We start from the raw sequence: 19160 nt of genomic DNA on the forward strand, positions 1-19160 counted from the left end.
GACATGATCGACAGTCTGGCCTGGGTACATGTCCGTGACCGCCGGCTGCTGTGCGTACGAAGCGAGGGCAAGCGGAAGTTCTACCTGCCCGGAGGGAAGCGGGAGCCGGGGGAGAGCGACGTCGCGGGCCTGTGCCGCGAGATCCGGGAGGAACTCGGCGTCGAGCTCGATCCGCTGAGCTTCAGTCTCTTCGGTGTGCTCGAGGAGCAGGCCGACGGCTTCGCCGACGGGCGGCTCGTGCACATGACCGCCTACACCGCCAGCCACCGCGGGACTCCCCGGCCGCGGGGGGAGGTCGCCGAGCTCGGCTGGCTCTCGTCCGCCGAAGCGGGGCACTGCCCGCCCGCCGGCCGCCGGGTGCTGCGGATGCTCACCGAGGCGGGCCGGATCGACTGACGGCGCGGCACTCAACCCGTCAGGTGCGCGGTGTCGTTGAAGCGGCGCAGGATCCATGCCTGACCGGCGATGACGATCTCGGAGATCGAGCCGTTGTCCGCGCCGACGAACGCGAACGGCTGGGAGCCGCTGGCAAGGGCCAGTGCCTGCCCGATGACGCCGCCGTGGGTGAACACGGCCAGGCGCTGGTCCGGGTGCGCTGCGGCGAGGCGCTCGATCGCGCCCCGCACGCGGGCCTCGAACTCCTCGGCGGCCTCGGCGTTCGGGATGATGTCCCACCGCTGCTCGGTGCGCAGGCGTTGTGCGACCGGGTGGTTCTCGGCGTAGTGCTTGCGGAGGAGCCCGCCCTCCCAGTCCCCGAGGTGCACCTCGCGCAGGTCGGGTTCGACGACGGGCTCCAGCCCGAGGCGCTCCGCCAGCGGCGCGGCCGTCTGCACGGTGCGCCGCAGGGTCGTCACGTAGATCGCGTCGATGGCTTCGGTTTCGGTGGCTTCAGCGGTTTGGGTGATTTGGGCGGTTTTGGTGGTTTCAGTGGCTTTGCCGGCGAGCCGGGCCCCGATCCGGTCCGCCTGCACCCGGCCGTCCGGTGCCAGCTCGGGATCACCCTGGCCGCCGACGAGCGGGAACAGGCTGCTCGCCCGTGCCGGCGCCGACTCGCCGTGCCGGATCAGCAGGAACCGGGTCGCGCCGGGAGGCGGCCGGAACCGGGACTGGCGGTACTCGGGTTCGTCGTGGGTCGTCACGCTTCCGGAGACTAGCCGGGAAGATGCGGCACGATCACTGCCGTGACGAACTCCTCGATCGTCGCCGGCCCGATGCTGATCGCCGTGCTGGCCCTGCTCTTGCTGCTCGCCGCGGTGATCGTGTGGCGGGGTGGGCTCGGCTCGGGCCGTGCCGTGCTCACCGCGGGCCTGCGTGCGGCGGCGCAGCTCGCGGCGGTGTCGCTGGTGATCGCGGCCATCCTGCGCTCCGGTTGGCTGACCGCGGGTTTCGTGCTGCTCATGTTCGGCGTGGCGGCGGTGACGTCGGCACGGCGGATCGGCGTGCCGCGGGACGTGCCGCCGGTGGCGCTGGCCATCGGGGGCGGGGTCGCGCCGGTCCTGGCGCTGGTGCTGGCGGCCGGAGTCGTGCCGCTGCGGCCGGTGGCGGTGGTGCCGATCGCCGGGATCGTGATCGGCGGGGCGATGACGGCGACGTCACTGGCCGGCCGGCGTGCCGTCGACGAGCTGCGGGAGCGCTTCGGCGAGTACGAGGCGGCGCTCGCGCTCGGCTTCCCGCCGCGGGCGGCCGCGCTGGAGATCTGCCGTCCGTCGGCGGGGCACGCGCTGATCCCGCCGCTCGACCAGACCCGCACGGTGGGCCTGGTGACGCTGCCCGGCGCCTACGTCGGCGTGCTGCTGGGCGGGGCGAGTCCGGTGCAGGCGGGCGTGACCCAGCTGCTGGTGCTGATCGGGCTGCTGGCCGCGGAGGCCGTCGCCGTGCTGATCGCCGTCCACCTGGTCGCCGCCCGCCGCCTGCACGCCGACTGGCACACCCCCTCGTGAGTGCGCACGCGAGTTCTAACTCGCGTGCGCACTCACGAGGGGTGCGGTGCTCACCAGCCGCGCTCGCGCCACTCGGCCAGCTTCGGCCGCTCCGCGCCGAGGGTGGAGTCGTCGCCGTGGCCCGGGTAGAACCACGTCTCGTCCGGCAGTTCCGCGAACACCCGCTGCTCCACGTCGTCGACGAGCGACCGGAACGCCTCGGGCGAGTTGGTCTTGCCGACACCGCCGGGGAACAGCGAGTCACCGGTGAACAGGTGTGGGTGACCGGCGGGATCGCGGTAGAGCAGCGCGATGGAGCCCGGGGTGTGCCCGCGCAGGTGGATGACCTCCAGCGTGCACTCCCCGACGGTCACGGTGTCGCCGTGCTCGACGTGGAAGTCCGGCGGTACCGGCAGTGGCTCGGCGTCCTCCGGGTGCGCGGCGGTGTTCGCGCCGTAGGCACCGGCGACCGCGCCGAGCGCCTGCCAGTGGTCGGGATGCTGGTGCGTCGTCACGATCGTGCGCAGGGCGGGCCGGTCCGGACCGTGCCCGACGAGGTCCGAGAGCCGTTCCGGATCGGCCGCCGCGTCGATCAGCAACGCCTCGTTGCTCGCCCGGCAGACCAGCAGGTAGGCGTTGTTGTCCATCGGGCCGACCGACAGCTTGGTGATCGTCAGCGCGTCGAGGGTGCGCCGCGCGGCGTCCCCTCCCGGCTCGACGTGACCGGTGTACTCCTCAACGACGTTCACCCGGCACACCGTAGTAGGTCGGCCTCCGTTGCCTCCACCCGCGCGAGGGGGCTGGAACGACTGGCTTAATGTCTTAGGCGCCGTGCACCCGACCTCAGGACTCTCCGTGGCCAGTTCACCCACAGGTGCAACGTCGTCCTCCAGGCGAATGAGCTGGGACGTGATCCGCGTCATCGCGATCCTGTTCGTCGTGGCCGGCCACGTGACCAGCCTCGGGCCGTCGATTCCCGGTATCGACGGCTACCCCTTCGAGGTCAGCATCCCGTTCGGCACCGTGACACTGCTCGTCGTCTCGGGCTACTTCGTCTGCCCGACCATCCGCCGCGGAACCGTCACCCGCTGGCTGCGGGGAAGGTTCGCGCGGATCCTGCCGGCCTACCTCGTCGCGCTGCTGTTCACCTACGTGGTCACCCGGTACTTCGTGGTGGGGTTCAACGGCTGGGAGCACCGGCCAGGGATGTTCGGCCTCCTGTTCGCCGCACCCCTCGCCCCGGCCGAGCCCGACCCGGCCGCGCTGCCGCCGTGGAACGTGCCGGACGCCCGCGATCTGCTGGCGAACATGTTCCTCGTCCAGGAATGGGCGCCCGACGTGCTGCACCGGGTGGACGGCTCGTACTGGACGATCCCGGTGCAGATGGCCGCCTTCGTCGGTGCGGCTTTGCTGTGGCGGAGCAGGCTGCGGCACGTCGTGGGCGCTCAGGCGGTGCTGTGGGGCGTGCTCGCCGTCTCGGCCGTTTCGCCGGTGCTGAGCCTGCTGATCCGCACGCTGCCCGCCGCGAGCGGGCTGTTCTACGCCCACCTGTTCGCGGCAGGGGCCGCGATCTGGCTGTGGTCCCGGCACCGGCTCGCGAGCAGTCAGCTGATCGCGATGCTGGCCGTCACCGTGGTGCTGCACGCCTTCCGCTCCGGGCCGCCGAAACTCTGGTCGGTGGTCGGCTTCACGATCATGCTGGGGCTGATCTGCGCGGCTGCACGGGGACCCGACTGGGACAAGCCGGTGCTGAGCACCCTGCGCCGCCCGATCAGCTGGCTCGCCGGTCTCAGCTTCGGCCTCTACCTGGTGCATCAGCAGCTCGGCTACGTCATCGCCCGGCTGCTGACCCAGGCTGGTGTCTCCTCCGGCTGGCTGCGGCTGGCGGTCGTCCTCGGCACCGTGCTGGCCGGTGCGTGGCTGCTGACGGTGCTCGTCGAGCGGCCGGCGTACCGTGTGCTGACGAGGCCGCGGCCGGGCAGCGGGCACCACGGCAGCCCCGCCGCGACCGTGCCGGGTCCGCCCTCAGTTTTTGTCAGGGGTGCGACCTAGCATGGTGGGTGCCGATGTCATCGGCGCTTCGAAGACCAGTGAAGGGACCCTCGGGTGGCTGATCGCCTTGTAGTTCGTGGCGCCCGCGAGCACAACCTCCGCGGCGTCGACATCGACCTGCCGCGAGACAGCATGATCGTGTTCACCGGCCTGTCCGGCTCGGGCAAGTCCAGCCTGGCGTTCGACACGATCTTCGCGGAGGGACAGCGGCGCTACGTGGAGTCGCTGTCGGCCTACGCCCGGCAGTTCCTCGGCCAGATGGACAAGCCCGACGTCGACTTCATCGAGGGCCTTTCGCCCGCGGTGTCGATCGACCAGAAGTCCACCTCGCGCAACCCCCGGTCGACGGTCGGCACCATCACCGAGGTCTACGACTACCTGCGCCTGCTCTACGCGCGCGCCGGGAAGCCGCACTGCCCGCAGTGCGGCGAGCCGATCAGCAAGCAGACCCCGCAGCAGATCGTCGACCAAGTCCTCGACATGGAGCCGGGCACCCGGTTCCAGGTGCTGGCCCCGGTCGTGCGTGGCCGCAAGGGCGAGTACGTCGACCTGTTCTCCAACCTGCAGCAGCAGGGCTACGCGCGGGCCAGGGTCGACGGCGTGGTCCACTCGCTCACCGATCCGCCGAAGCTGAAGAAGCAGGAGAAGCACGACATCGGGGTGGTGATCGACCGGCTGGCGGTCAAGCCCACCGCGAAGCAACGGCTCACCGACTCGATCGAGACCGCGCTGCGGCTGGCCGACGGGCTGATCGAGCTGGAGTTCGTCGACCTGCCGGACAACGACCCGCACCGGTTGCGCGGCTTCTCCGAGAACCTGGCCTGCCCGAACGGTCATCCGCTCGCGATCGAGGACCTGGAACCGCGCTCGTTCTCGTTCAACTCACCGTACGGCGCCTGTCTCGAATGCACCGGCATCGGCGTGCGCAAGGAGGTCGACCCCGAGCTGGTGGTGCCCGACGACGAGCTCTCGCTCGACGAAGGCGCCATCGCACCCTGGGGCGGCGGCCAGAGCGCCGAGTACTTCCAGCGGCTGCTGCAGTCACTGTCCGAGACCATCGGCTTCCGGATGGACGTGCCGTGGCGGCGGCTGCCCGCAAAGGCACAGAAGGCCGTGCTGCACGGTGTCGACGAGCAGGTGCACGTCCGCTACCGCAACCGCTACGGCAGGCAGCGCTCCTACTACGCCAACTTCGAGGGCGTCATCCCGTTCCTGGAGCGGCGGCACGAACAGACCGACTCCGACTACGCCAGGGAGCGCTACGAGGGCTACATGCGCGAGGTGCCTTGTCCCGCGTGCCAGGGCAGCAGGCTCAAGCCGGAGATCCTCGCGGTCACGCTGGAGCACGCCACCCAGGGGCCGCGCTCCATCGCCGAGGTGTGTGCCTTCTCCATCGCCGAGGCTTCGGAGTTCCTCGACGAGCTGGTGCTCGGCAAGCGCGAGGCGATGATCGCGGGCGCGGTGCTCAAGGAGATCCAGGCACGGCTGCGCTTCCTGCTGGACGTCGGGCTCGACTACCTCTCGCTCGACCGCGGCGCGGGCACCCTCTCCGGCGGTGAGGCGCAGCGCATCCGCCTCGCCACCCAGATCGGGTCCGGCCTCGTCGGCGTGCTCTACGTGCTCGACGAGCCCTCGATCGGGCTGCACCAGCGCGACAACCACCGGCTCATCGAGACGCTCTCGCGGCTGCGCGACCTCGGCAACACGCTCATCGTCGTCGAGCACGACGAGGACACCATCCGCGCCAGCGACTGGGTCGTGGACATCGGGCCAGGCGCCGGCGAGCACGGCGGGAAGATCGTCCACAGCGGACCCTACAAGAAGCTGTTGCGCAACAAGGACTCGCTGACCGGCGACTACCTGTCGAACCGCAGGCAGATCCCGATCCCGGCGATCCGGCGCCCGGCGGACAGGAAGCGCCAGCTGACGGTCGTCGGCGCGCGGGAGCACAACCTGCGCGGCATCGACGTGTCCTTCCCCCTCGGCTGCCTCATCGCGGTCACCGGCGTCTCCGGCTCCGGCAAGTCGACGCTGGTCAACGACATCCTGGCGACGGTGCTGGCGAACAAGCTCAACAAGGCCCGGCAGGTGCCCGGCAGGCACACCCGCGTGCGCGGCCTCGACCACGTGGACAAGCTGGTGCGCGTGGACCAGTCACCGATCGGGCGCACCCCGCGGTCCAACCCGGCGACCTACACCGGCGTGTGGGACCACGTGCGCAAGCTGTTCGCGGCCACCACCGAGGCGAAGGTCCGCGGCTACCAGCCGGGCCGCTTCTCGTTCAACGTCAAGGGCGGCCGCTGCGAGGCGTGCGCGGGCGACGGCACCATCAAGATCGAGATGAACTTCCTCCCGGACGTGTACGTGCCGTGCGAGGTGTGCAAGGGCGCCCGGTACAACCGGGAGACGCTGGAGGTGCACTACAAGGGCAAGACGGTTGCCGAGGTTCTCGACATGCCGATCGAGGAGGCCGCCGAGTTCTTCGAGCCCATCAAGGCCATCCACCGGCACCTGCAGACCCTCGTCGACGTCGGCCTCGGCTACGTGCGGCTCGGCCAGCCCGCCCCGACGCTCTCGGGTGGTGAGGCGCAGCGGGTGAAGCTCGCCAGTGAGTTGCAGAAGCGCTCCACCGGCAAGACCGTCTACGTGCTCGACGAGCCGACCACCGGACTGCACTTCGAGGACATCCGCAAGCTGCTGGGTGTGATCAACGGGCTGGTGGACAAGGGGAACACCGTCCTCGTGATCGAGCACAACATGGACGTCATCAAGACATCGGACTGGATCGTCGACATGGGCCCCGAAGGGGGCTCGGGCGGCGGCACCGTCGTCGCGGAAGGGACGCCGGAGCAGGTCGCGGCGATCGAGGAGAGCTACACCGGGCAGTTCCTCCAGCCGATCCTGAGCTGAGCTCGCGGTGGTTCGGGCGTGATCGACAGTGTCCTCCGGCGGCATACTGGCCACGTGCCACTGACGAAGTACCGCTTCCGCACCGCGTGGACGATCGCCGCGCCCGCGCCCGCCGTGTTCGAGACCCTCGTGGACATCGCCGGCTACCCGGACTGGTGGCCCGACGTCCGCGCGGTGAGCGGGGTGGACGACGAGACGGCGGAGCTCTCGTGCCGCGCCACGCTCCCGTTCACGCTGACGTTGTGCATGACCCGTGTCGAGCAGGACAAGTCCGAGGGCCGGCTCGGCGTCTCCCTCACCGGTGACCTCGAAGGCACCCTCGCCGGTCGGCTCAGTGAGCACGTCCACGGCACCAGGGTCGAGATCGCCCAGCGCGTCGTGGCGAACAAGCGGCTGCTGCGCGCGCTCTCGCCCGTCGCGCATCCGGTGTTCCGCGCCAACCACGCCGCGATGATGCGGCGTGGTCAGCGCGGTCTCCGGTCGTTGCTGACCTGACCGGGTCAGGCGGGCACCGGTGCCTTCTCGGGGGCCGGTTCGGCCTTCTCCTCGTGCGCGTCGAGCAGTGTCGACTCGTTGAACGGGTCCTGCCCGGAGAACACCCGGCTCGCCTGTACCCGGTCGAACTCCCTGGTCCAGTTGCCGATCAGCACGGTGGCGATCGCGTTGCCCGCGAAGTTGGTCAGGGCACGTGCCTCGGACATGAACCGGTCGATGCCGAGAATGAAGCCGACGCCGTCGACGAGCTCGGGACGGTGCGACTGCAGGCCGCCCGCGAGCGTCGCGATGCCGGCGCCGCTGACGCCCGCGGCGCCCTTCGACGCGATGATCATGAAGATCAGCAGGGAGATCTGCTCACCGACACCGAGCGGGCTGCCCTGCGCCGTCGCGATGAACAGCGTCGCCATCGTCAGCCCGGCGGCGCCCGCACTACGGGCAGGTGGGCCGCCCGGAGGTCCGGTACACACCGAAGACCTAGCCGTGTCCGCGCCCTGTGCACACGCACCCGCGTCGTGGGGCGCGGGCACGCGTGCGTGGGGCGCGGACACGGCTTCAGCGGGGCCTGCCCTGCACCCCCGGGCGCGTCTGCCAGGGGAGCGGGCCGTCGAGTGGGCGGTACTCCACCCCGAGGGCGTCCAGCCGCGGCAGGTGGTGCTCCCGCAGGCGGGGCAGGAACTCGGTGTAGTCGCGGCGGCCGGAGCTCCACGCCACCTCGGCGAACGCCGCCAGCCGCGGAAAGGCCGCGTAGTCGACGCGGCGCACCGAGTCGAGGTGCTCGGTCCAGACCTGCGCCTGCACGCCGAGCACGTGCGGGCCTGCCTCCGGCTCCCACCCGTGGACGTCGGCGAGCGTCCGGACGAACCCGGCCGGCACCGGCTCGTCCGGGTGCGCGGACTGCCGGTGGTCGAGGTAGACGTGCCGCTCCGGGCACAGCACCACATCGTGGCCCGCCGCGGCGGCCCGCGCCGCGGCGGCACCGTCCCGCCACGCTCCGATGATCGTGTCCGACGGCAGCGGGGGGCCGTCGAGCACCTCGTCCCAGCCGAGTGCCCGGCGGCCCCGCGCGTGCAGGTGCTCGGCGATCCGCGCGACGAAGCCACGGTGCGCGGCCGTCGCACCCGGGACCTCGTCACCGCCGATCCCGATCACCGGCGCCGGGAAGATTTCCAGCAGCTCGTCGAACACCGAACGATAGAAGTCCATGGTGGACTCCGAAGGATCCAGCACCTCGGCGCTCACACCCCACGACGTCCACACGTCCACCTCGGCGCCGCCGCCGAGGTCCGGGTAGGCAGCGATCGCTGCCCGCGAGTGCCCTGGTACGTCGATCTCCGGCACCACCGTGATCCCGCGTGCCGCGGCATAGGCGACGATCTCCCGCAGGTCCGCGCGGGTGTAGAAGCCGCCGTGCGGCCTGCCGTCACGCTCCGGGCCGTCGTGCCTGCCCACCATCGACTCCCGCCGCCACGCCCCGACGGCGGTGAGCCGCGGGTAGCGCGGGATCTCCGGCCGCCAGCCCTGGTCGTCGGTGAGGTGCAGGTGCAGCACGTTCAGTTTGTGCGTCGCGAGCAGGTCGGTGAACCGCAGCACCTCCGCCTTGGTGCGGAAGTGCCGGGCCACGTCGAGCAGGCAGCCGCGCCAGCGAAACCGAGGGTGGTCGGTGACCACGCCGCAAGGCAGCCGCCACGGTCCACTGTGGATGTTCGCGGCACGGAACGCGTCCGGTCCCTTCAGCTGGCGCAGGGTCTGCTCCGCGTGGCACGCTCCGGCCGCGTCGGCGGCGGTGATCCGCACGCCGTCCCGGCCGATCTCCAGCCGGTAGCCCTCGGCGGGCAGCTCAGGGACGAGAACGACCTCCGGCCGGGCCGCGGGATCCAGCAGGCATTCACCGGGGGCGGGCCGCACCGAGACCGGTCGCGGCAGCAGCGCGCCGAATCCGGGCACCGTGCTCACCCCTTCACCGCACCGGCCAGGCCCGAGACGAGCCTGCGCTGGACGAGCACGAAGAACACGAGCACGGGGACGGTCATCAGCGTCGAGCTCGCCATGATCGCACCCCAGTCGTTCTCCTCGGGTTTGAAGAACACCAGGATCGCCTGCGGCAGCGTCTGGTTCTCCGTCTTCGAGATGATGAACGTCTTCGCGAACAGGAAGTCGTTCCACGCGTGGATGAACGCGAGCACGCTGGTCGCCACCAGCCCCGGCAGCACCAGTGGGAACAGGATCTGCCACGTGAAGCGCAGCCGGCTCGCGCCGTCGATCCGGGCGGCCTCCTCCAGCTCCACGGGCACGGCCGCGACGAAGCCGCGCAGCATCCAGATCGCGAACGGCAGGCTGAACGCCAGGTGCACCAGCACGAGCGAGCCGAGCTCGTTCAGCCCGAACGCGGGCGCCACCTCGCCGACCGACCGCATCAGGAAGAACAGCGGGATCGTGAGCGCCTCGATCGGCACCATCTGTGCCACGAGCAGCATCACCAGCAGCACTACCCGGCCGCGGAACCGGAACCGGGTGAGCGCCACCGCGGCAAGGAACGACATGAGCAGCGAAAGGGCGACCACGGCGCAGGCCACGAGCACACTGTTCAGGAAGTACCGGCCGAACCCCGACACGGTGAGCACGCGTTCGAAGCTCTCCAGCGTGGGGGAGAAGGTCCACGGCCGCGGTTGCGCGGACTGGATCTCGCCCGCGGGCTTGAGCGCTGAAAGAACCATCCAGTACAGCGGGAACGCCACGACGCCCGCGACGACCACGGTGCCGATCTCGGCGAGCAGCCTGCCTCTCCGGCGGGTCATGTCGGCTCCACGCTCCGTCGCTGGGACCGCACGTACAGGGCGGTGACGGACAGCAGGATCAACGTCATCACCACGCCGATCGCCGCGCCCCGGCCGTACTCCTGGCCCGCGAAGGCCTGCTGGTAGGCGTAGACGTTCAGGACGAGGTTGCGGCCCGCGACGCCGCCGCCGTTCGTCATCACGTAGATCTGGGTGAATACCTTGAAGTCCCAGATGATCGACTGGATGGTCGCGATCAGCAGCAGCGGTCGCAGCATCGGCAGGATCACCGAGGTCGCGATCCGCGGCCACGAGCCGCCGTCGAGCGAGGCGGCCTCGATCACCTCGTCCGGAATGCCCTTGATCCCCGCGTACATGGTGACCAGGACGAACGGGAACGAGCACCAGATGACCTCCAGCGCCACCAGCCCGAACGCGCTGTACGTGCCGAAGGTCCACGAATGCCCGGCCATCGCCTCGAAGCCGATTCCGGCCAGCACCTCGTTGACGAGTCCGAAGTCGGCGTCGAACAGGAACAGCCAGACGTAGGATCCGGCGACGGCCGGGGTCGCCCACGCGCCGAGCGCGGCGAGGAACAGCAGCATCCGCGGCACCGCGCGCACGCGGCTGGCCAGCACCGCCAGTGCCGTGCCGAGGAAGAGGCTGCCCACGACGCATACCGCCGCGAACCCGATGGTCTTGGCCAGCACGACCCAGAACTGGGTGCGGGCCAGCAGCTCCGCGTAGTTGTCCAGGCCCAGGAACACCAGCGGCGCGTTCCCGGCCGCCTCGGCCTGCCCGTAGTCGTAGAGTGAGATGACGACGAGCTGGTAGATCGGGTAGGCCAGCACTCCGAGCAGCAGCACCGCCGCGGGCGCCAGGTACAGCGCGGCGGGGTGGCCGTCCCGCCGCCCGCGCCGGGGACGGCGCGAGGGCGGGACGGCGACCGGTGCCGGGGCGGGGACGAGCTCCCGGGTGGCCATCTATCCGGCGAAGGCGTCGTTCATCTGCTGGGCCGCGTTCTCCAGTGCCTCCGCCACCGGCTGTTCCCCAGTGGCGATGCGCTGTACCGCGGTGGGCAGAACACCCTGGGCGTCGATCTTCGACCAGGCGGGCGTGGCGGGCACGAACCGCGTTCCTGCGGACATCGTCTCCACGAACGGCGTGAGGAAGGGGTCGCTGCCCGCCAGCTCCCGCTGGACGCTCGCGAGGGTGGGCAGGTTGCCCATGGCGGCGTACATCTTCGCCTGGTATCCGGGGCTCGCGAGCAGCTGGGCGAACTCGACGGCGAGGCCGCGGCGCTCGCTGGCCCCGAAGACGCCGAGGAGGTTGCCCCCGGCGAAGGCGGGCGCGATCGATCCGGGCTCGGTGCCGGGCAGCGGAACGACCGCGTACTTACCGTCGAGTCCGGCTTCCTCGACGGCCTTGCGGTTGAAGTCACCGCCGATGGTCATCGCGGCCTTCCCGCCGGTGAACGCCTGCACGCTCTGCGTTCCGGTGAGGTTCGCGCACTGCTCGGGCGGGCAGATGTCGGCCGCGATCAGCTCGGCGAACGCCGCGACGCCCTGCCGGGCCTCGGGCGAGTTCAGGGCCGATGTCCAGCCATCGCCCTCCTGGCGGGCCAGCTCGCCACCGGACGCCCACAGGAACGGCAGCATGGCGTACACGTACTGGCCGCCGACGGAGATGCCGTACATGTCCGGCCTGGCCTGCCGCACGGCGCGCGCGGTCCCGGTCAGCTCGGCGAGGGTGGCCGGCGGCTCGAGGCCGAGCTCGGCGAAGACGTCCGTGCGGTAGTACAGCGCGCGAATACCGGTGAACCAGGGAATTCCGTACACCTTGCCGTCCACTGTGGCCGTGTCGAGCACGTCGGGCAGCAGGTCGGCCCCCGACTTCCAGCCCTCGACCTCCGTGGTGAGGTCGGCGAAGGCGCCCGCCTCGACGTAGCCCGGCAGATCCGTGTTGCCGAACTCGGCGACGTCCGGCGCGTTGGACGGGTCGTTGAAGGCACCGGCGAACTTGTCCGCGCGGCTCTCGACCGGCACCCACTGTACATCGACCGTGACGCCCCCGTGCGCGGCCTCGAACTCGGCGATCGCCTCGTTGACGACGTTCTCCTTCGGGTTGCGGTTCGCTTCGTCGAAGAGCCAGACGCGCAGCGTGCCCGTCCGCTCGTCGCCGCCCTCGCCCGTGGAGCCGGACTGGGCAGGCGCGCAGCCGGCGGCCATGGCCAGCGCCAGGCCTGCCGCGATCATCCTGAGTCTCATCTGGACCTCCGTTGCAGAACATGCAACCAAAATCTCGTAATAGGCAACGACGATAAGGCGCACGTGGTCTAGACCGCAAGGGGTCTAGACCACTTGGAGGAAACGGAGAACCGCTTTCCGGCGGGCGCGCGGCCCGGATGGTCAGGCGAAGGTCACGAACGCGGCCGAGGGCACGGCGAGGGAGCCCGCGACCGGGCCGGGCAGCCCGGTGCGGCGGTCGCGGGGCAGCCACGTGACCGTGCCCGAACGCTGGTTCGCCACGTAGATCCACCGCTGTGCCGGGTCGAAGGTGAAGTGCCGCGGCCAGACCCCGCCCGTCGGCACGTTTCCGAGACGGGTCAGCGTGGTGCCGTCGCGGCCGATGCCGAAGGTGGCGACGGTGTCCTCGCCCCGGTTCGTGGCGTAGCAGAACCGGCCGTCGGCGGACACGGCGATCTCTGCCGGGTACTGCGGCTCCGGCGTGGAGTCCGCGACCGTGGGAACGGTGCGCAGCGGCTCCAGCCGACCGCGGGCGGGATCCCACGCCGTGACCGTGACCTCCGGGCGCAGTTCGCCGAGCACGTAGGCGACGTGCCCGCTCGGATGGAACGCGAGATGCCGTGGCCCGGCGCCGGAGGGCAGCCGCAGCCGCTCACGTGCCACCAGCCGCCCGCTCGCGAGGTCGAGCTCGTAGATGTACACCGAGTCGGCGCCGAGGTCGACCGCGAGCACCCAGCGTCCGCTCGGATCGGGCAGCACCTGGTGCGCGTGCGCCTGCCGCTCCGCGCCGGTGTGCCGGACCAGGTCGGTCGGCTCACCCAGGCCGCCGTCCCGCCGGATCGGATACACCACCACGGTTCCGTCCACGTAGTTGGCGGTGAGCAGATATCGCCCGCTCGGATGCACCGAGAGGTGGGTGGGCGCGCCGCCGAGGGTCGGCCGCGTGCCGAGCAAACTCGGCCGCCGCGGATCGCGCACGCTCAGTGCCGTCACCGTGCCGTCGACCGCGTGCTCGTTGGTGACGTACATCGTGCCGCGATGAACGGTGAGCCAGGACGCGTCGGGGACGTCCGGCACCGTCCGCGTGACGGTGAGCACCGGGCCGCGTCGCGCGCGGGCGGCGACGCGAAGTCCGTCCGGTGAGTAGCCGCCGAGGTAGACCACCGGACCGCCCGCGCGGCCGGCGGCCTCGGCGGGCACACCGAGGAGACCGGCGATTCCGGCCGCACTCGCGGCACCGAGCAGCGTCCGGCGGTTCACCGCTGAGCCCCTGGAATTACATACATGTGTGTACTCCTCGGTAGACGACAGTGGATGGCGACCACGAACACCCTCATGCGGCCCGCCCGCGGTGACGCAGGGAGCCGCCGTTGAGTGCCCCGGTGGGGCGGCCGTCGTCGATCGCGGCGACGCCACCCACGAACACGTGGGGAATGCCGTCGGGGCGCCGGCGCGGTTGCTCGAACGTTGCGGTGTCGGCCACGGTGCCGGGGTCGAACAGGACCAGGTCCGCGACGTGGCCCTCGCGGATCAGGCCGCGGTCGGGCAGCCGCAGCCGTCGTGCCGCCCGGCCCGTCAGGTGGGCGACGCACTCGGTCAGCGACAGCACGCCGAGTTCCCGGACGTAGCGGGCGAGGTAGCGGGGGAAGGTGCCCCACGCCCGCGGATGCGGCCGGTCGCCGACGAGCAGGCCGTCGCTGCCGCCGGTGTGGGCCGAGTGCCGCATGACGGCCCGCACGTTCTCCTCGTGCCCCACGTGCATGAGGCAGGACGTGCCGAGCCGGTCCGAGATCAGCACCCGGAAGTACAGCTCGGCGGGTGCCAGCCCGGCGGAGCGAGCCGATTCGGCGACGCTGTGCCCCACCAGGTGCGCGTTGGCTGCATCGCGGACGCCGTTGATCTCGATGGCTGCCCAGTCGACCGGCACGCCGTGCGCACCGTCGGAACCGGTCTCCTCGATCTCCGCCCTGATCCGCTCCCGGACGCCCGGATCGGCCAGCCGGGTGAGCGTGGCATCGACACCGCCCTCGGCGGCCCAGCTCGGCAGCAGCGCCGACAGGTAGGTCGCACCGGCCAGGTACGGGTAGCTGTCGAGCGAGATGTCGCAACCCTCGGCGATCGCGTCGTCGAGCAGCGCCAGCAGCTCGGGCGCACGGCCCTCGTTGACCGGGAAGTTCATGGTCGCGTGCGCCAGGTGCAGCGGGCACCGGGCACGCCGGGACACCGCGACCATCTCGGCGTAGGCCTCCAGGGCGCCCGCGCCGTAGCTGCGGTGGTGCGGGCTGTGGAAACCGCCGTGCGCGCCGGCGACCTCGCAGAGGGCCACGAGCTCGTCGGTGCCCGCGTACATGCCGGGGGTGTACGTCAGCCCGGAGGACAGGCCGAACGCGCCCTCGCGCATGCCGCGCGCGACCAGCTCCCGCATCGTGTCCAGCTCCTCCTCGGTGGCGGGCCGGTCGTCCCAGCCGACGGCCAGCATCCGCACCGTTCCCTGCGGCACCAGGTAGGCCACGTTCACGGCGATGCCCTCGTCGAGCCGGTCGAGGTACTCGCCGACCGAGCGCCAGTTCCAGTCGAACCCGGGCGGGTCGCCGTTCCACCCGGCCAGCTGCGCGCGCAGCGCGGGCAGCGTGCGGTCGTCGACGGGCGCGTAGGACAGGCCGTCCTGGCCGAGCACCTCGGTGGTGACGCCCTGCGACACCTTCGCCACGTGCCCGGGCTCGGCGAGCACCTGAAGGTCGGAATGGGCGTGCATGTCGATGAATCCGGGTGCGAGCACGAGACCGGTGGCGTCGACGACCCGCCGCCCGCTCAGCGAGCCGGGACCGGCGATCCGGGCGATCCGGCCGCCGCGCAGCCCGACGTCTCCCTCGAACTCCTCGGCTCCGGTACCGTCGGCGATCCGGGCGCCCCGCAGGACCGTGTCCACACGCGCTCCTAGAAGAAGGTCCGGACGAAGTCGACGACCGTCTCGCCGTCGGCGCCGACCACGGGGATGAGCGGCCACTTGTCGAAGACCGTGCACGGGTGGGAAAGGCCGAGCCCCACCCAGTCGCCCACCTCGAGCGGGGAACCCGGCGGCAGCGACACGAAGGCGTGCTGGTCGTTGAGCGCGGTCACGGAGTGCCCGGCCAGCGGGACCGGTGAACCGCCGTCCGCGCGATGCAGCCTGGGCACCGGCAGGCCCTCGTCGAACGAGGCGTCGCGCTTGCCCAGCGTCAGCAGCGCCAGCTCGGCCGACGGCCGCGACGTGACCTGGGCCCAGGCACGCAGCGCCGACTCGAACGGCACGCCGGCGACGCGCGGGTGCTCGCCGAGCGGCGAGATCTCCCGGTAGAAGCCGTCGTCATGGGTGAGGTAGGCCCCGCTGCGCAGGATCGGCAGCACCTCGAGCCCTGCGGGCCAGCCCGTGCCGATGCCGTCGGCGACCTGGTCGAAGAACGCGCTGCCACCAGCGGTGACCGTCACCGGCCGTGCCGGGTCGAGGAAGCCGCCCTCGGCCAGCGCGACAGCCAGCTCGCGCAGGTCGTCCACATAGGACGCGATCCGGCCGCGGGAGGCGTCGCCTGCGTCATGGGCGAGCGAGCCCTCGTACCCGCCGACGCCGGCAAGGCGCAGCGCCCCGCTGTCGCGCACGGCCGCGGCGACCGCCAGTGCGGTATCCCGGTCCCGTACGCCGGTGCGCCCGCCTTCGGCGCCGAGCTCGACGAGCACGTCCACCGGCCGCCGCGCGCCCGCCCCGGCGAGTGCCCGCGACATCAGCTCCACCCCGCGCACGGAGTCCACCCAGCAGCAGAACTCGAAGCCGGGGTCGCGGGTGAGCTCGTCCGCGAGCCAGCGCAGGGCGGCCGGGTCCACGAGCTGGTTGGCCAGCAGCACCCGCGAGACGCCGAAGGCGCGGTAGACGCGCAGCTGGCCGGCATTGGCCGCGGTGATGCCCCACGCCCCGTGGCCGAGCTGGCGGTCGAACAGCTGTGGAGCCATCGTCGTCTTGCCGTGCGGGGCGAGCATGACACCGTGCTCGGCGCACCAGGCAGCCATCGTGCGCAGGTTGTGCTCGAGCGCCGCCTCGGCGAGGACGACGACCGGGCCGAGGAAACCGTCGGCGAACAGCCGGGGCCCGCGGGCGGCGGCCTCCTCGATGCTCAGTCCCCACAGGGCGGAGGGGACGGCCCGGAAGCGCCAGTCGAGCCGTTCCTCCCGGAGCGCTCGCAGCGCCGCGGGGTCCATCGCCGCCGGCTTCATCCGTAATTCCGTTGCATACTCTGCAATAGAAGTTGCGCAAAACGCATTAGCTAGATGTAGCATCGCCGCGGTGGCAGGTCAACGCTGTCCGTGCACGGAGCAGACGAACGGAGGGGGCCGGGTGGCCGACGAGGTGCCGGTCCGGAGCGAGGCCATGGTGCGCCCATGAGCCAGAGCCTCGATCGTGCTCTCACCCTGGTGGCGTGCCTGGCCAGGGAGCCGAAGACGCTCGACCAGCTCGCCGGGGAGATCGGCGTGCACAAGTCCACCGTGCTGCGCCTGCTCCGCACGCTCGAGACCCACCACTTCGTCCACCGTGAGGGCGCACGCCACTACCGGCTGGGTACGGCGCTGTTCGACCTGGCCAACCAGTCGCTGGAGCAGCGCGACGTGCGGCGCAGTGCGGAGCCCGCGCTCGCCGGCCTCAACGAGCGCACCGGTCACACCGTGCACCTCGCCAGCTACGAGGACGGTGAGGTGGTCTACATCGACAAGTTCGAGGGCCATCACTCCGTGCGGATGTACTCGCGGGTGGGCAAACGCGCGCCGCTGCACTGCACGGCCGTGGGCAAGGTGCTGGTGGCGTCATTCCCGCCACGCAGGCGCGAAGAGGTGGCGGAGGGCCTCGGCTACCCGGCGCTCACGGCAGGCACGATCACCGGCGTGCGTGACTACCTGGCCGAGCTGGACCGGGTCGCCGAGCGGGGCTACGCGGTCGACAACGCCGAGCACGAGGACTTCATCCACTGCGTCGCGGCGCCGGTGCGCGGCGCCCGCGGCGAGGTGCTCGCCGCGGTGTCCCTTTCGGTGCCCCGCGTCCTGCTGGATCTCGACGGCCTGCTGGCGCTGGTGCCCGAGCTGCGCAAGGCCGCGGAAGAGGCGTCCGTCCGCTGCGGATGGACCGGACACGAGAAAGGAAACCCCTAGATGGCCAAGGTCTCGATCAGCACGGAGAATGCGCCCAAGCCGGTCGCGAACTACTCCCAGGCGGTCCGCAAGGGCGGCATCCTGCAGGTCGCCGGGCAGGTGGGCATCGACGCGGCGACCGGGGAGGTCGCGGCGCAGGGCGTCACCGGGCAGACCCGGCAGGTCCTCGCCAACCTGGAGGCGGTGCTCGCGGCCGCCGGGGCGAGCATGGCCGACGTCGTGATGTTGCGGGTCTACCTGACCGACACGGCGCACTTCGCCGAGTTCAACGAGACCTACAACGCGCTGATCGAGGAGCCCGCTCCGGCGCGGACCACCGTCTACGTCGGGTTGCCCGCCGGACTGCTCGTGGAGATCGACGCGCTTGCCGTGACCGGCTCGTGAGTCAGTAGACCGGGCCGGTGTACTTCTCGCCAGGCCCCTGACCGGGTGCGTCCGGGACCGCCGACGCCTCACGGAACGCCTTCTGCAGCGACTGGAGCCCGTCGCGCAACGGGCCCGCGTGCAGGCCGAGGTACTCCCCGGAGGCGGTGACCAGTCCGGCCAGCGCGGTGATCAGCCGGCGCGCCTCGTCGAGGTCGCGGCGGGGGCTCGACTCCGGATCGTCGTCGGCGAGCCCGAGCCGTTCGGCGGCGGCGGAGAGCAGCATCACGGCGGCCCGGCTGATGACCTCGACGCTCGGGATGTCGTGGAGTTCCCTGACCTCCGGGGAATCATCGGGCTGCTGCGAAACGTTATCCACCACGTCTGGTACCCTTCCACGAGCGACCAGCCCCCGTATGTTCGGGGGCCGCAAAGTGGAGCCCCGCTCCCACCCGAGTCGCCGCCCGAGCTCCATCAGGCGGCCGGGTCCGGTCCCCGCGGAGAAGCGGCCGATTCGGCCGGTTTTCCGCGGAGCGTCCGGTTTTCCGGATGCAGATCGGATTGAGGGCCCCGCACACGGGTACGAAAGTACTGGTGACGGGGCCCGCGGTATGTGGGCACCAGGTCGAGACACGAGAACAACGACACTTGGACCAAGGAGGCCCCATCAGCTCCGACACGCGCATCAATGAGCGCATCCGTGTCCCCGAGGTTCGCCTCGTGGGCCCGAACGGTGAGCAGGTCGGCATCGTCCGGATCGAGGACGCGCTGCGGCTCGCCCAGGAGGCGGACCTCGATCTGGTCGAGGTCGCCCCGCAGGCTCGCCCGCCGGTGGCCAAGCTCATGGACTTCGGCAAGTTCAAATACGAGAGCGCCCAGAAGGCTCGCGAGTCCCGCCGCAACCAGCAGCTGACCGTCATCAAGGAACAGAAGCTGCGGCCCAAGATCGACCCGCACGACTACGAGACGAAGAAGGGGCACGTGTCCCGCTTCCTCGCCGCGGGGAACAAGGTCAAGGTGACGATCATGTTCCGCGGGCGTGAGCAGTCCCGGCCGGAACTCGGCTTCCGGCTGCTGCAGAGGCTCGCCGACGATGTGTCCGAGCTGGGCTTCGTGGAGGCGTCGCCGAAGCAGGACGGCCGCAACATGACGATGGTGCTGGCACCGCACAAGAACGCGAAGGCGAAGGCGAAGGCTTCGAAGGAACCCGAGAACGCCTAGCCGGA

General features: G+C 71.1%; 18 protein-coding genes and 1 pseudogene. 8 read left to right on the plus strand and 11 right to left on the minus strand.

Features of this window, described 5'->3' with window-relative positions; all coding sequences use genetic code 11:
* Positions 1-3 precede the first annotated feature (3 nt).
* A complete protein-coding gene (locus JAP66_RS26475) occupies positions 4-396 on the plus strand; it encodes an NUDIX hydrolase (RefSeq protein ID WP_199434557.1) in 393 nt (130 codons plus the stop codon).
* An 11-nt stretch (positions 397-407) separates the two neighbouring features.
* Here JAP66_RS26475 and JAP66_RS26480 read toward each other — a convergent pair whose 3' ends face one another.
* Complete coding sequence (locus tag JAP66_RS26480; RefSeq protein WP_199434558.1) at positions 408-1139, minus strand: histidine phosphatase family protein; 732 nt, start codon at positions 1137-1139, stop codon at positions 408-410.
* A 72-nt stretch (positions 1140-1211) separates the two neighbouring features.
* Here JAP66_RS26480 and JAP66_RS26485 point away from each other — a divergent pair, with 72 nt between their 5' ends.
* Positions 1212-1940, plus strand: a complete 729-nt coding sequence (locus JAP66_RS26485) for an ABC transporter permease (protein WP_210770678.1) — start codon at positions 1212-1214, stop codon at positions 1938-1940.
* 50 nt (positions 1941-1990) lie between these two features.
* On the opposite strand, the gene JAP66_RS26490 is transcribed toward JAP66_RS26485, so the two are convergent.
* Positions 1991-2668, minus strand: coding sequence for an MBL fold metallo-hydrolase (locus tag JAP66_RS26490; RefSeq protein ID WP_199434560.1), 678 nt, complete (start codon positions 2666-2668; stop codon positions 1991-1993).
* Positions 2669-2828: 160 nt separating this feature from the next.
* Here JAP66_RS26490 and JAP66_RS26495 point away from each other — a divergent pair, with 160 nt between their 5' ends.
* The 3 genes from JAP66_RS26495 to JAP66_RS26505 are packed head-to-tail and all read left to right on the plus strand — an operon-like array spanning position 2829 to position 7376.
* Positions 2829-3971, plus strand: coding sequence for an acyltransferase family protein (locus tag JAP66_RS26495; protein WP_307849726.1), 1143 nt, complete (start codon positions 2829-2831; stop codon positions 3969-3971).
* A 54-nt stretch (positions 3972-4025) separates the two neighbouring features.
* Complete coding sequence (gene uvrA, locus JAP66_RS26500; RefSeq protein ID WP_199434562.1) at positions 4026-6881, plus strand: excinuclease ABC subunit UvrA; 2856 nt, start codon at positions 4026-4028, stop codon at positions 6879-6881.
* Between the two features lie 54 nt (positions 6882-6935).
* Positions 6936-7376 carry an SRPBCC family protein gene (locus JAP66_RS26505; RefSeq protein ID WP_199434563.1) on the plus strand — a complete coding sequence of 147 codons (441 nt, stop codon included), beginning with the start codon at positions 6936-6938 and terminating at the stop codon, positions 7374-7376.
* A 5-nt stretch (positions 7377-7381) separates the two neighbouring features.
* Here JAP66_RS26505 and JAP66_RS26510 read toward each other — a convergent pair.
* From JAP66_RS26510 to JAP66_RS26545, 8 genes and pseudogenes are all read right to left on the minus strand, one after another.
* A pseudogene (locus JAP66_RS26510) lies at positions 7382-7792 on the minus strand (cation:dicarboxylate symporter family transporter); the annotation flags it as partial.
* Between the two features lie 139 nt (positions 7793-7931).
* On the minus strand, positions 7932-9323 hold the full coding sequence (locus JAP66_RS26515) for a beta-N-acetylhexosaminidase (protein ID WP_199434597.1): 1392 nt from the start codon (positions 9321-9323) through the stop codon (positions 7932-7934).
* 5 nt (positions 9324-9328) lie between these two features.
* Positions 9329-10174, minus strand: coding sequence for a carbohydrate ABC transporter permease (locus tag JAP66_RS26520; RefSeq protein ID WP_199434564.1), 846 nt, complete (start codon positions 10172-10174; stop codon positions 9329-9331).
* Entirely contained in the window at positions 10171-11136 is a 966-nt protein-coding gene (locus tag JAP66_RS26525) for a carbohydrate ABC transporter permease (RefSeq protein WP_199434565.1), read from the minus strand. Before JAP66_RS26525 ends, JAP66_RS26520 begins: the two co-directional genes overlap by 4 nt.
* Complete coding sequence (locus JAP66_RS26530; RefSeq protein ID WP_199434566.1) at positions 11137-12420, minus strand: extracellular solute-binding protein; 1284 nt, start codon at positions 12418-12420, stop codon at positions 11137-11139.
* Positions 12421-12561: 141 nt separating this feature from the next.
* Positions 12562-13659 carry a lactonase family protein gene (locus JAP66_RS26535; protein WP_307849727.1) on the minus strand — a complete coding sequence of 366 codons (1098 nt, stop codon included), beginning with the start codon at positions 13657-13659 and terminating at the stop codon, positions 12562-12564.
* A 73-nt stretch (positions 13660-13732) separates the two neighbouring features.
* Positions 13733-15328 carry an N-acyl-D-amino-acid deacylase family protein gene (locus JAP66_RS26540; RefSeq protein ID WP_199434567.1) on the minus strand — a complete coding sequence of 532 codons (1596 nt, stop codon included), beginning with the start codon at positions 15326-15328 and terminating at the stop codon, positions 13733-13735.
* 8 nt (positions 15329-15336) lie between these two features.
* Positions 15337-16644, minus strand: coding sequence for an amino acid deaminase (locus tag JAP66_RS26545; protein WP_199434568.1), 1308 nt, complete (start codon positions 16642-16644; stop codon positions 15337-15339).
* Between the two features lie 165 nt (positions 16645-16809).
* Between JAP66_RS26545 and JAP66_RS26550 the strand changes: the two genes are divergently transcribed.
* Both JAP66_RS26550 and JAP66_RS26555 read left to right on the plus strand, forming a co-directional pair.
* Entirely contained in the window at positions 16810-17571 is a 762-nt protein-coding gene (locus JAP66_RS26550; RefSeq protein ID WP_199434569.1) for an IclR family transcriptional regulator, read from the plus strand.
* Complete coding sequence (locus JAP66_RS26555) at positions 17572-17955, plus strand: RidA family protein (RefSeq protein WP_199434570.1); 384 nt, start codon at positions 17572-17574, stop codon at positions 17953-17955.
* A 1-nt stretch (position 17956) separates the two neighbouring features.
* Here JAP66_RS26555 and JAP66_RS26560 read toward each other — a convergent pair whose 3' ends face one another.
* Positions 17957-18367, minus strand: coding sequence for a DUF1844 domain-containing protein (locus tag JAP66_RS26560; RefSeq protein WP_235999507.1), 411 nt, complete (start codon positions 18365-18367; stop codon positions 17957-17959).
* A gap of 215 nt (positions 18368-18582) precedes the next feature.
* On the opposite strand from JAP66_RS26560, the gene infC reads away from it, so the two are divergent.
* A complete protein-coding gene (infC, locus tag JAP66_RS26565) occupies positions 18583-19155 on the plus strand; it encodes a translation initiation factor IF-3 (protein ID WP_199434572.1) in 573 nt (190 codons plus the stop codon).
* Positions 19156-19160 lie beyond the last annotated feature (5 nt).

This window comes from Qaidamihabitans albus, from assembly GCF_016464705.1.
GTDB classification, from domain to species: domain Bacteria; phylum Actinomycetota; class Actinomycetes; order Mycobacteriales; family Pseudonocardiaceae; genus Qaidamihabitans; species Qaidamihabitans albus.